We start from the raw sequence: 13,305 nt of genomic DNA on the forward strand, positions 1-13,305 counted from the left end.
CAATGGGCCTTTTTTGTTTTTGGATTTCAAGGGTTATTTCGAGCTATCGTGGTTGCCAAGCTGACTTACCGGCTCGAGCTCAAGTTTAGCTTTTTCTTCGAGTTCTTCGGGTAGCTCCTTGACTACGGCAACGCCTAGTTCTTTAAATTCAGAAGCTTGCTTAATTAAGTTGCCTTTACCCATATATAACTGAGAAAACGCTCGCTCGTAGCTCTCTTTTGCTTTATCAAGCTGTTTACCCACCCCTTCCATACTATGTAGGAAGCTATTGAGCTTGTTATAAAACTTCTCAGCTCGAAGCGCCAGCTCTCTGGTGTGCTTGCTTTGCTCTTCAAAACGCCATAACTGTTTAACGATATTAAGACTGGTTAAAAGCGTTGTTGGCGTTGCCACTAATACATTATTTTGTAAAGCGTCCTGATAAAGCGTTGGCTTATGCTTAACCGCCTCAACAAATGCAGATTCCACAGGGATAAACATGATGACCACCTCTGGGGAGTTAAGACCTGGTAAGCGCTCATAAGATTTACTACCTAACTCTTTGATCCGTGCAGTGATGGCTTCGGTGTGTGCCACAATGGCTTGATTCGCTTCACTATCGGTTGTGGCATTAATATATCTTGTATAGGCATTCAATGAGGTTTTAGCGTCAATTACCAGATGACGGGATTGCGGTAAGTAAACCACGACGTCAGGGCGAAGCTTGCCTTCGTCGGTATTAAAGTTGACTTCTCGCTGATAGTCGTAACCCGGACGTAGCCCAGCGCTATCAAGCACATTTTCAAGCATGAGTTCACCCCAATTACCTTGTGCTTTCTTTTGCCCCTGTAACGCAGTGGTCAAACGATCTGCTTGCTCAGTCATGGCTTTATTGTTGGCTTGTAAGTGCAGCAGTTCAGTTTTCAATGACGCCCGTTGCTTAAGCTCTTCACTATGAATGGCTTCCATTTTATCTCTAAAGCCCTTTAACTCACCTTGTACTGGCTGCAACAACTGCTGGATTTTTTCTTTACTTTGGTGACTAAAGCGCTCGCTTTTCTCATCAAATATTTGATTCGCGAGATTGTGAAACTCTTCTTTAAGCTGGACTTTCGCTTGTTCAAGCTGCGCAAGCTGTTGCTCAAAGCTTAGTTGCTTTTGCTCCAGCAAGGTTTGTAGATTGGCCATTTCAACTTCTAACTCATGAGCATGCACTTGAATTTCTTCCTTGGCATCGAGCTCTCGCTGCCACAGCTGCTGATATTCAGCAGCTTGCCGTTGACGCTCAGCTAATCTTGCTTGCAATTGCTGCTGTTGGCCATGACTTTGTAGTTGCTGCGCTCTTAATTGCTCAGCGAGTTGCTCGGCTTGGCTTAGTTGCGACCTAAGTGCTTGCTCGAAGGCGAGTTGAGTATTGAGTTGATTTTTGAAAGTGCTGCGTATGACCCAAACAACGGGGAGCAGGGTAGCCGCACCGCCTGCAAATAGCGCAAGACTAAACCATGCAGGCGTATTGGAGAGCATTGACCAAAGCATATTGAGATCTCATCGGTTCTTCTACTTTGATAATACCTTAGATATAAATTTCAATCACTTAGTCATTCAGTGATCTGTTGACCATTGTAGCGATACCCGGCGCCATATACCGACTCTACAATTTTCGGAGATAAATCTAATCCTTTGATTTTCTTTCTGATATTTTTAATGTGGCTGTCGATTACGCGATCCGAAATATCAAAGTTATCCGGTTGAATATAATCAAGAATTTGCTGTCTTGAAAAGACGCGGTTTGGTGCGTCATATAAAAGCGCAAAGACGTCAAACTCAACTTTGGTTAAGCCTAATGTACTGCCATTCAGTTTAACCGTTAATTCTTCGCGATTTACTTCGATAGGCTTTTGATACGCATTGGTATTTACACAACGACGTAAGATCGCTTTCATGCGCATCACTAATTCAGCGGCGCTAAAAGGTTTACATACATAATCATCTGCGCCGACTTCTAAGCCCTTTAAACGGTCTGCTTCTGCCACTTTGGCAGTCAGCATCACAATAGGTACTTCAGAAAACGCTCGAATTTGACGCATACACTCTACGCCATCTTGGTTCGGCAACATGATATCCATCAAGATTGCATCAGGTTGGTTTAACTTTACCCAAGGTACAACTTCTGCACCGTCTGCAATATGAAACATTTCAAAACCGGATGCTCTAAAAAACAACAGCACCTGCTCTGCAATATCTTGGTCGTCTTCGACGAGCAAAATTCTTGATGGGGTAAACATAGGATTTATTTACTCTTTGCTTTTAACTTTTTCAATTGTTGTCTAACTTGACGCTTTAACTTGTCTGAAAGCGTGTCATCGAACAGTAACATGGTTAGTATACTAGACAAATCTTCTGAACTCGCCACTTCATTAAGTAGATCATAGTCTGATTCTGATTGTGTCTCAATAAAGTTTAAGTGTGAAATTGTCGCATCGTAGCAAAGCATAACGTTATCCTAATTAGTCTATGGCGTTTCTCCGTTGTAGCTATTAAAGCGCGAGATTATGGAATAAAAATGGAGTGAAAGATGTTTTAGGGCCTGTTGACCTTTGCTGTTTGATTTTTGTTCTTCTGAGTGTGTTTTGGTAGCGACGCTCGACTTGCCGCCTAGTAATCTAGGCAAAAGTTGAGCAACAATGAACAAAGCGCACTCAGGTGAACCCAAAGGGCAGCGCTTGATTGTCATTTTCTCTGTGTTGCCCCACAAGGATGTGGGGTAAGGTGACTTTGCAGGAGCACAAAGTCTTTATCGCCAGACTTACATAGAATGACTATGCTACGCAGGCTCTGCCTTGTATAAATGCCAGTCAAACTGCTGCAAAAACAAACTTGAAAGATAAACAGGCCCTAGAGCCAGAAAAAAGAAAAGCCAACTTAATTAAGCTGGCTTATTACAATCAGTAACAAAGGGGGAAAATCAACATATGCCTACTGTTTCAACAATGTCACAACAAGCACTATAATAGACCTTCACCTTTGTTGGTTAGTTCCAAATTATTTTTAATTTTTTATCAGCGCTAGCATTTGCGACTCATCAAACTGACCAAGATTGACACCAGACTCAGCAAATAGGGCGTCAACAAGGGCTTGCTTATCGCGCTGCATCTTAAACACTTTCTCTTCGATAGAATTCGCCATAATCAACTTGTACACGAACACCGGCTTATCTTGACCGATACGATAGGCGCGATCTGTTGCTTGATTTTCTACCGCAGGATTCCACCAAGGGTCGAAATGGATAACCGTATCAGCTTGAGTCAAATTCAAACCAGTTCCCCCAGCTTTTAGGCTTATCAAAAAGACATTGCATTTACCTTGGGTAAACGCCTCAATAGCTTTATCCCGTTGCCTTGTCTGCCCTGTCAGCATGGTGTATTTCAATTGTTGCTGCTGGCACTGCTCAGCAATGAGATCTAACACGCTGGTGAACTGGCTGAAGATAATTATCTTACGGCCCTCACTGAGTAGCACAGGCAGGTGTTGTGCGAGCCACTCAAATTTAGCGCCATGTTGATCGGTCAGTGATTTATCAACCAATTGTGGGTGACAGCAGATCTGACGTAACTTTAACAAGGCATCGAGGAACGCCAGCTTGCTTCTTTCAACGCCTTGCTCCTGAAATAGATTGAGCAATTTGCTTTCTACTTGGTGCTGAACACCCTGATATAGCTTATGTTGTTCATCAGAGAACTCTAATTCTTTGATGAGTTCTGTCTTATTGGGTAGCTCTTTCACTACCTCAGCTTTGGTACGACGAAGAATAAAAGGTGCGATCAGCGATCTGAGTTCTCGAGCTCTAGGGCGATCTTGTTCTTTTTCAATTGGGATCTGGAAGTGTTGCTTAAACTGCTGCTTAGTACCCAACACATCAGGCATGACAAAATCGAGCAGCGATTTAAGCTCGAGTAAATTGTTCTCTACCGGTGTGCCGCTTAAACAAAGTTTGAAACGCGCGGATAGGCTCTTTACGCATTTAGATATTTGTGCGCTTTCGTTTTTAATATATTGCGCCTCATCCAACACAATAGAATCAAAATCAAGCCCTTTATAATACGCCACATCGCGCTTAAGTAGCGGATACGTCGTTAGAATAAATCGTGCACCTGACAAGTTAGTGAGTGCTTCCTCTCTATTGGAGCCATGAATAATAGTGAGAGGTAGATGCGGTGCGAAACGTTTAAATTCGTCACGCCAGTTCCCCACTAAACTCGTCGGACAGACAATTAAACTTGGTTGTGTCACCAGCGTATTGTGCTGAGAAATAAAGTAAGCAATTACCTGAAGCGTTTTTCCAAGGCCCATATCATCGGCCAAAATGCCACCTAACTGATGACGATTAAGAAACTTAAGCCAGTTAACACCTTGCACTTGATAATCTCGTAAGGTAAAGCTCTGTCCTTCACTGGCTGGGATCACGTCAAGATTTTCTATCGGTTTATCTAGCTCAGCGAGATACTCAAGTAGCTTTTGATCGTCTGAGTCGGCATGAATATGAGTCAATTCAAACAGTTTTTTGGCATACGACAACGGAAACTTAAATTGTGAGCTCGAAAGGTAATAACTAAAACGAGATTTCAGCTCCAGCAATTCATCAAATATGGATTTGCTAATGGCATAGAACTGCTCGCCGATTTCGACGTAGCGATATTCATGGGCGAGGTTGTTAAGCTCATGAACCGGATGCTTATCCCAGTTGAGCGTAACGGGCTTGTCATCTAACATCACCTTTCCGAGCACATGATGTTGCTTATCTCGTTTAAGGCTTAACAGCACTTTAGGTGTAACAACGAGGCCATTGCTTGGCAGCTCGTCAACAATCCAACGTTTACCCTGTAAAAGCGGCCTGATCTCCCGGTTAAACCAATGGACTTCAACGCCATCCTCAGTTGGTAATAAAAATTCGTCGCCCTCATGGACAAAGCCCAGACCTGTGAGTACCTGCTCCAGCCGTGCTAACTGCTTTTTCGTCGCACCTTTTCCAAGTGGCTCAATTGCAAAGCGAATTTTATTTGGCCTATCTAGTTTTATAAGCTTAGCAACATTAGATTGCTTACTCGCTAACTGCGAAAACCCTGCAGGAGGCGCAATAACATCATCGGTAAAGATATCTTGGAAACGTGCTATTACCTGCTCTAGCTTTTCAGCCGTGATGGTAGGCATAGTATGAAGGTGGGCGATTTCCTGCGCGGTAAGCTCTGACTCAATTCGGCCGACGACCAAGTTTTCAGTATCTAGATACACCGGAGGTTCGGTTTTAATCAAGCGCCAGTGTTCAACATTCGCTAGGCGGCTTTTAAGTTGGTATTCATTGCCTTCTTGATGCCAGTAAAAATCTAGCGTTTGCTTATGCCCAAGCTCCAAAGGTTGGCGCTGGTTACGATAAAAACAGCGATGGGTATGTACAAGTTGTGTGAGTGCATTAAAGCCCCAGGCGCCAAATAGCTCAAAATGACCCGGTGTATTTTGCGAGCGGATCCAGCTAAATAAGCGAAAATCGTTTTCTAATAAACCAGCAGGAGCGACCTGACTGTTAAGCTGCTGCTCGGTTAACACTCGACCTAAGGGGTAAACACCATCGGGCCGATTTGGCGATACCTTAGGACTTACAAGGACTTCGTTTGCTCGAGGCTCTAACACAAAGAGTAAGACGTTTTCCGCGTCTGCTTTATCGACTTGCTGCAACTGCCCGAGTTCATTAAACCAGTCATTAACCAAATAAGCCTCACCAAAGCCACCAGAATGTTCGATTTTAAGTTTGAGCAATACCGCGGCAATGTGCCGACATTTAGGATTATTTGAACAAGAGCAGTTTGCTTCGACCGAAACGGTACCTTGTGATTGGTTTATTTTGATGTGCTGAGTGAAGGTATTGCCGTAATTTCCCAATACCTGCGCGTCGATTTGCGCAAAGTTTTCGCTGTGTTGAAGGTAGCAGACTTGTTCGTCTTTCAAATACTCCTTAGCTTTCGCAAGTAAAGCTGAATTGAAGTACTGACGAAGAAAACGTTCCGACAAAGGAAATTGATTAGCCTGCTCCTGTTTGATTTCTTCAAATAAGGCGAAAAGTTGCTCTTTAGATAACTGCGAAGACATTAAGTGCACGTCAAAATTAAAATAAAAAGCCAGTATATGAAATTAGTGATTTGAGCTAAAGAGAGAAATGCGAGAAATTCGCTAAAAAAGGACTGGTTGGAGGTCAACTGACTAGAAAAAGCGCCGAGTTGCTTGATAATTCAACCAACGCGGCAATTTTTGAACGAACCTTAATTATAACTGCTAAGTAATTTTTGCAGTTGTTCCAAACGCTTATCAGTCAATACTCGATTATCTATTTTCACGGTAACATCACCGCTTTTAAGATTTCTTTGTACTCGAATGTAGTCGTTCTCTAGCATGGATTCAACACGTGAGTCGCTACTTCCGAAAGTAGTCAAGAATTTGGTGATCTGAACAGCACGTTTCTCATCTGACATCTCTTCAGTCATAAAATCTTGCGCTTTAAGTGCAGCAATTTGCTCTGAAAACTGCTCAGGTTGTTCTTGTTTCGCAGTGATGAGCTTTTTAGCCGCTTCACGGCCTAAATGATTCGCCGTTGGATACAACTGCAATACTTCGACCGGAATGCTTTCATAAGCTTTCAATGCGTCTGCGATAGCTGTGTGAGAAACACCTTCCACGGCAGCGATTTCTCGATACGATCCTTTTTGGCCTTGTTCGATCAAGTTATGCTTAGTATCAAAATAGGCTTTGCCCAATTCCCAAAGGCTCGGGGCGATGTATTGATCGGAAGATACCGCTAATGTTTTTGCATCTTCGTCACTAAAGTCTTTCGAGCTCAACACCACGTAATCTGCTTCGGCCAGCAAACAGGCTTTACGGCGTCTTGAGCCTGATAAAACGTGAAGTTTGCCATTGTGTTGCCAGCATAGGGCAGGGTGGAGATTTCGCTTGTCTTTTTTAATGGCAGGTAATATATCTGCGACCGCTTTTTCGCTTAATAAGGATTGCTCGCGGCGATTCTGCCCATAAACTGTGGTTTTACTCTCAATTTCGCTAAACGGCACTACTTCACAAGTCAGTACTATAGTTTTTGTCGGATCGCTTGGCGCAGGCATAGTAACCACATCGCCTACTTTAGCCTGATCTAAAAGATCGTCGAGGCTACTACCTTCAACCGCAGTAGCAAAAGGATCTATTCGTGTGTCATTTTTACGTTTTCTAGCCATTATTAATACCTTTTTATTCTGCTAGCGAGGATTGTGTTGAAGGCCAATTTGAACGGATCAGCATCTCTAATTCATCAACCACGTCTTTGATATTTTCTTGCGCTTTTAGCAATGCTTCACGACTTGCCAAACTGTCTGAAGTCTTTTGGTCAAAAATAGTGTTAAACGATGAAGAGCTCGCTGTAATTGCAGAGCTGTGATTGATTGGGTAGCTCATTACTTGACGGCCAAAAGCACTACGTACGTCTTTAACGATATCACGCTGAGAATGGTTGCCTTTAACATAGTTAGTGACTAAAAATTGCATAAAGTCCCAGCCTTCGTGACCAAGAGCAGCAACGGTATGGTATATCTCACCAAGACGCTTCAGGTATTTATTATTAGCGTCGAAGTCTACGGCCTCCGGGTGTACAGGTATTAACATAGCTGTAGACGCCATCAATGCGTTATAGAACATAAAATTAAGTGAAGGTGCGGTATCTACTAGGATAATATCAAACTCGTCTTGTACGGGCTCTATAACCTTCTCTTTAAGCTTATGATAATGGCGTGTCTTCTCGTAGCTTGAACTTTCTTTTAGCTCTGTTGCTGTTTCGTGTTCAAAGTAAAAGTCATCCATACCAGAAGGTAATACGCGAATATTTGGAATGTGGGTTTCTTGGAATGAATTAGAGACAAGATCTTTCCATGTTTCACCTTCATCTAATTCAATGCAATCTCTCATCAGATCGCCAACTGTGATCGGTTCATGATCATTAGATGGAAAAAAGCTTGATGACGATCCTTGTGGATCAAGATCAATGATCCCGATGCGATAGCGCTTAATGTTAGTTGTAGCTAGTGCTGCTGCGATATTCACCAAACTTGTTGTTTTACCACAACCGCCTTTCAAACTATTAATCACAATGACTTGTAATTTATCGCTAGACTTTCGTTGATCAGCATTTACCCCGAGAACATCTGCCATCGCAAAGATATTTGCTAATGTGTATGCATAATGACCGTTTGCGCCTTTCTTTATATTGATGGTATCAAAGTCACCTTGGTCATGACGTCTTTTGAGTGTTCTATTATTTACACCAAGTAGATCTGCGGCAGCTTTTTGCGTGTAAGTTCTAAGCTCTTTTTCTTCAGTTTTAAGATGAGCTCTATAATGTTGAATACGACCAGCAAGTGATTGTTCTGCTACTTCTGCTGTAGCTTTTAAGAGCCGGTACGTTGATAGCGCATTGTTATTTATAGACATACACATTATCCTTTATTTGATAACGATTATTATAATGTCCATATATTTTGCTGTAAACACAAAAAAACAAAGACATTTGTAATTTTGATTTACATCTAAGTATAAATAAGAAAGTTTAGATATGGTTAAATATATAGGTATTAAAGGCTAAGGCACCGAAATTATAACCTATCTAACTGTTTTACATCATTTTTTTTAATTTCTATAGATCTACTTTTTACTAGGTTAAGATCAGATCTCTTATAACTCCGAGATCGAAATTTTACTAACTACTATTTTAAAAAGATATATATAAACAGCTTATGCACAGAATTGTTCACAGATGCGGTGGTGGAGATCAATTTTTTACTAAGTAAGATCAAATAGTTATGCACAGATGGTATAAGATCAAGTACTTTAAGGTATGTATAGATCTGATCTCTACCTAGCATAGATCAGATCTTTACTAATTAATAGTAGAGTTTTCCACAAGGACGTCTGGTTTGTCGTTGTAATTCCGCTAAATAGGCCTTAAACAAAGGTTTTTCAGCGTTAATTTCACCTCTGTTAGTAAAAGCTTGATCTGAAAATAGCCCCTAGTTAGTAAAAAAATGATCCTAACAAAAAAAGTTACTTCGGATCACTTTTTTACTAACTTTAATCATTAACTTTTTCTGTCGAATATGTTGTTATTAGACGTCATGAAAATTTGGAAGTAAAACAATGAGCCGGAAGGTGAACATCTCTGTTGACAATTTGCCCGATTCACTTCGTGGACAGATCCATGGTGTAGAAAGTGCAATCGATAACGAAAGTTTGGCGTTGTTTACGGATAATAAAGATGTTCGAGTATCTTTAGAAAATGCTGCCCATGGGTTAAGAGCTTATTCTAACACCTTTAATCATTACGATTTATGGGGACGCTTTGTTCGTTCGGGACATAAAAAATTACCGTTAGAAGAAGCGCCTAAAAAAACGATCGTAACGAGGAAAATATCTGAAAAAGTAGATGGTATTCTATACGAAGGTGAGATAAAAATTACGCCTGCTGTTGTTAGTACTAAAAAAGATGGTGATGACGAAGAGTTTTTAGTTTGGCCATCTGACCGAGAAGAAAAGGTTGAGCGTGCGCTGATCCGTCTAGCTTCCAAAGGCAAGATTGTTAAAATAAATTTTAAGTCCGGTATTCAATACGCAGTTATTTTTTCGATGAACGAGCTTGCTCAAGAATTAAAAGCTGTTGGCCAATCAATGCCTTATCCACAAATTAAGGAATCTTTGGAAGCCCTTCAAGGTTCTAAACTTTCGTTCAAATATACGGCTACAGATACCAAAAACCCAAGTATTGATGATTCATTTTACGAATCAAACATGAACTTTCTGTCGTCGCTACACTTTAGTGGCAAAAAAGGACAGGGCGGGAACATAAAATGTGTTGCATGTTTAAATGCATTTGTTCATAACATGATCGATAACTTGGAGTATAAAGGTTATTACTTCAACAGTGCTCAAGAGTTAAAACGTGGTTTATCTCGTTGGATGATGCTACGTTTGTATCATCTATGGCGTTACGCAGCTCCAGGTAAAACTTATCATTTTCGCCTAATTTCAATTATGGAAAAATACGGCTCAATTTATTCTGATGATGAAATTACAGAGAATAAATTGAAGGCACTTCGTCGTGATATGACCACAACAATGAAAGATTTAATCGAGAAAGGGGCGATATCCGAATACAATATTTCAAATGTTAAGGATGAAAAGTCCGGAAAAATCGTTGATTATGTGTACGAAATGCACCCATCTGCTCAATTCTGTGACGAGATATTGGCGCTCAATAAACACCATAAACGTATCGAAATTCAAGGTGGAAAGCGTATCGTTGAAAATGTCGAAGTAATTGATGAAGATACATTAGAAGAAATCGTTAAAAAATAAGATTTCTTATTTTGGCTAGAATGGTATTTCTAGCCAAAATAAAGAACTTTGATATCAAAGCTAATTTCTATCCCAACTGAGGGTACTTCCCGACCGAAATTGCTCACTACCTAATTCTTAAAAACGATGCAGTCTAAAGAGCTAAAAGCCTTCTTAAAAATTTTCTGCGATGAAAAAATACTGACATCAATAAATCTTGAACTACATCAGCGGATCAAATTAATTTTTAATCCTTGGGAGAGGGAACAAGTATATCAATAATTGAAATTTTCCTATTTAGAACAATCGAATAGAAAAAATTTGTTATCCGATAGTAGTTAATTTATTAGTGATTTCTAGATACGAGTCCGTGGTCGATAAGCTATTTCAGAGCTTAAAATTTAATGATAAATCAAAATTTAACCTGAAGAAATTTAGTACTTAATCTGTGAAGATAACGATTTCATCAAAGTCTTATAATACCAATTAGTCTTGATACTTGTTCAATTTGAAGGAGCAAATCTGATGCTAACTGCGTTAAAAATTTCTCATTTAGAACAACTAAATAGCAAGATTTCCGCCTTGCCTACATGGATGTAAGTACCTTTGGGATAGCTGGCGCAGCAATGGTGTTATCGACAAAATTTTCTTCGCCTCAAAAGAGATCACTTAATCAAGTTAATTGCTATAAGTTTTAAAATAGATAGAACACATCGTACTATAATGAGGACTACTCAGTTAGTACTTGCCATGGACTATACTAATTTAACAAGATTATGTTAAATTGCGTACTATCTTTAGATTCCGTATGAATTACCTTCTTATTACTCAAATCTTTCTAAATAAATTCTATCGACTAGAAAGTTGTACTCTCGCTTTCTTGGATGATCATCTTTTTGTGTAAAATGACTTAGCTCTCCAAGTTTAGTGTCTGGATTCGGGTTAAAGAGTATAAATGGAAGTGCGGCACTCACATGATAGCGATTCTGAGCTGTATATCTTACATTCACCTCAGGCGTTACTCGGGTTGGCCTTCTAATTCTGAGCTTAGCATTTTCTGATAGACTAGAAACTCTATATTTTTCTTGTTCTACTAGTTGTTGCCACTTTTCCTGATCTATCATCCTCGGATTTGAATATAGTGAAGAGCGATTCAACATCTCCATAGCAAGTTCTTTACTCAAAACTCTGGTTGCATGTTTTTTCATCCAGGTAAATCGAACGGAATAGGGAGCTTCGGACTCGCTATGTATTTTTCGATAGGCAGCCAAAGTCATTAAGTTAGGAACTGCACTATGAACAGCTTCGAATCTGGCATCATTGTTAGAAATTTCCAGAATAGCATTTTTAAAATTTTCTTTGGCAAGATTCACAGCATTCACCCTAGACTTGATAACGTCTTTAGGGTCATTAACTAACAAAAGACCTGGGAACCTTTGCAACAACTTTCCGCTTTCGCGGTCGTTTAAATAGAGATCGCGATAAGCATCTAAACATTTAGAAAGTGCTTTTTCACCTTCTATTTTTGTAACTGCTATATTTGTTGGAGCGGTTTCTTCATCTTGTTTTTTTATATCAGGCAGTTCATAAAAAGTTGCCTTTTTTATATCGGCTTCAGTCAGTTCATGGCATAGCTGATTAATATGTTCGTTAAGAATATCGAAAGTTGAACGTATATTAAATTTATTCATTGTATGATGTGTTCTTATTATCTCTTTTATATTATATCAAAAAGAATGAAATCTCGCTAAGCGATTTTACTATTAGTCCCTAATGGAACAAACTAACCATATCACTTGCCGTTTGCTAAATTAAGCTAGATATCCGTTTTAGAAGATCAGTGTTGAGACTTAGTTATTTGATCAAGTAGCTTGGGTATTTTGTGATGATGCATACGTTTATCTATCTCATAAGTATGATGTGTTCTCTGAGGTATATTCAAATTATATCAGAAATACTCTGATAGCTCATATTTATTTTCACTTATTAAGATTTTATTCGGAGCGTCTAGGTTTTTTTGAGAAATAAAATATCAGTTAGTGAATTTTAAAATAGGAAAATGATTCTATGTTGTCTTGATGAAATTGCTAATTAGTTTTGTGGAGCTGAGATTGTTTTACCTATCTTTGTATGATGTGTTCTTTATGGGTAGGCAAAATTATATCAAATTTTTTTGGATTTCTCCTATAAAATTGGATGTTGATAAATTTTGGAAGGAGTTCTTAACGGGCAATAGTCATTTAATAGCGGTGGCTAGTAATCACTCAGAATGACAACGCTACTTATCAGCTTTTTGATTAATGTTTAAATTCGGTATTGATTTTATATAAATCATTCAAAATGTATGATGTGTTCCTTGAAGTCCCTCGCGATAATACGCTTTTTTATAAATTAAAGTCAACTTTTGATACTGACAGAGTCTTCTTCTTGTTCAAGATCTTAGTCGTTAAAAGCAATAGTAAGTGTTCACTTATTTTGTTTCGACCGAGCACTTTTCCGTAGGCATGAAGGTTTGATAAATTCTAGTTAGGCCGGAAAGGGAAGATGAGAGATGGTTAGTAAGTGTGTACTCACTTTGCAATAAGCATCATTTGGGATCCTTTAAAGGGATTGGCTAAATTATAGAGTAGAACACTGAGTTTAATTTTGCACTTTCAAAGAGAACAACCGTACCACTCCTTTTCTTGGCTATGAATCTTCGAGTAACATCCGCACTTTTGCAGTCGTACCTGACTAAAACACGAAGACGGTTATAGTACAAGTTTCTTTTGCTTCATGCATATGCTCAGTTCGGAATTGCAACGCTAGTACTAACTTTATAATAACTAAACCAGCTACTTCAGATTGCTTACTATTATTCAAACTTCGCCGGAATAACTAATGTCTATGCCGTACTCGTTTTGTAGCGAA

The 13,305-nt window shown here is 39.5% G+C and carries 9 protein-coding genes; 1 reads left to right on the top strand and 8 read right to left on the bottom strand.

The features are described 5' to 3' along the window. Positions 1-33: 33 nt before the first annotated feature. The 7 genes from rmuC to BB427_RS05185 all read right to left on the bottom strand — a co-directional run bounded on the left by rmuC (position 34) and on the right by BB427_RS05185 (position 8,499). Positions 34-1,515 (bottom strand): DNA recombination protein RmuC, encoded by a 1,482-nt coding sequence (gene rmuC, locus BB427_RS05160; protein ID WP_069019165.1) that lies wholly within the window; start codon positions 1,513-1,515, stop codon positions 34-36. Between the two features lie 62 nt (positions 1,516-1,577). Continuing rightward, entirely contained in the window at positions 1,578-2,264 is a 687-nt protein-coding gene (locus BB427_RS05165; protein ID WP_069019166.1) for a response regulator, read from the bottom strand. 5 nt (positions 2,265-2,269) lie between these two features. After that, positions 2,270-2,473, bottom strand: a complete 204-nt coding sequence (locus tag BB427_RS05170; RefSeq protein ID WP_010376203.1) for a hypothetical protein — start codon at positions 2,471-2,473, stop codon at positions 2,270-2,272. An 18-nt stretch (positions 2,474-2,491) separates the two neighbouring features. Then, complete coding sequence (locus BB427_RS24850; protein ID WP_083229838.1) at positions 2,492-2,713, bottom strand: hypothetical protein; 222 nt, start codon at positions 2,711-2,713, stop codon at positions 2,492-2,494. Positions 2,714-3,027: 314 nt separating this feature from the next. Next, positions 3,028-6,120: a DEAD/DEAH box helicase gene (locus tag BB427_RS05175; protein ID WP_069019167.1), complete on the bottom strand. Its 3,093-nt coding sequence runs from the start codon at positions 6,118-6,120 to the stop codon at positions 3,028-3,030. 170 nt (positions 6,121-6,290) lie between these two features. After that, on the bottom strand, positions 6,291-7,253 hold the full coding sequence (locus BB427_RS05180; RefSeq protein WP_069019168.1) for a ParB N-terminal domain-containing protein: 963 nt from the start codon (positions 7,251-7,253) through the stop codon (positions 6,291-6,293). Positions 7,254-7,266: 13 nt separating this feature from the next. Next, positions 7,267-8,499 (bottom strand): AAA family ATPase, encoded by a 1,233-nt coding sequence (locus BB427_RS05185; protein ID WP_017216876.1) that lies wholly within the window; start codon positions 8,497-8,499, stop codon positions 7,267-7,269. A 702-nt stretch (positions 8,500-9,201) separates the two neighbouring features. Between BB427_RS05185 and BB427_RS05190 the strand changes: the two genes are divergently transcribed. After that, a complete protein-coding gene (locus BB427_RS05190) occupies positions 9,202-10,416 on the top strand; it encodes a hypothetical protein (protein ID WP_017216875.1) in 1,215 nt (404 codons plus the stop codon). Between the two features lie 803 nt (positions 10,417-11,219). On the opposite strand, the gene BB427_RS05195 is transcribed toward BB427_RS05190, so the two are convergent. Further along, positions 11,220-12,086, bottom strand: a complete 867-nt coding sequence (locus BB427_RS05195) for a DNA replication terminus site-binding protein (protein ID WP_069019169.1) — start codon at positions 12,084-12,086, stop codon at positions 11,220-11,222. Between the last annotated feature and the right edge of the window lie 1,219 nt (positions 12,087-13,305).

This window comes from Pseudoalteromonas sp. BMB, assembly GCF_001709235.1.
Taxonomy (GTDB): Bacteria; Pseudomonadota; Gammaproteobacteria; order Enterobacterales; family Alteromonadaceae; genus Pseudoalteromonas; species Pseudoalteromonas maricaloris.

Coding starts and splice junctions, on each gene's coding strand:
- BB427_RS24850 (WP_083229838.1), bottom strand. CDS start 2,713: ATGACAATCAAGCGCTGCCCTTTGGGTTCACCTGAGTGCGCTTTGTTC.
- BB427_RS05190 (WP_017216875.1), top strand. CDS start 9,202: ATGAGCCGGAAGGTGAACATCTCTGTTGACAATTTGCCCGATTCACTT.
- rmuC (WP_069019165.1), bottom strand. CDS start 1,515: ATGCTTTGGTCAATGCTCTCCAATACGCCTGCATGGTTTAGTCTTGCG.
- BB427_RS05175 (WP_069019167.1), bottom strand. CDS start 6,120: ATGTCTTCGCAGTTATCTAAAGAGCAACTTTTCGCCTTATTTGAAGAA.
- BB427_RS05195 (WP_069019169.1), bottom strand. CDS start 12,086: ATGAATAAATTTAATATACGTTCAACTTTCGATATTCTTAACGAACAT.
- BB427_RS05185 (WP_017216876.1), bottom strand. CDS start 8,499: ATGTCTATAAATAACAATGCGCTATCAACGTACCGGCTCTTAAAAGCT.
- BB427_RS05180 (WP_069019168.1), bottom strand. CDS start 7,253: ATGGCTAGAAAACGTAAAAATGACACACGAATAGATCCTTTTGCTACT.
- BB427_RS05170 (WP_010376203.1), bottom strand. CDS start 2,473: ATGCTTTGCTACGATGCGACAATTTCACACTTAAACTTTATTGAGACA.
- BB427_RS05165 (WP_069019166.1), bottom strand. CDS start 2,264: ATGTTTACCCCATCAAGAATTTTGCTCGTCGAAGACGACCAAGATATT.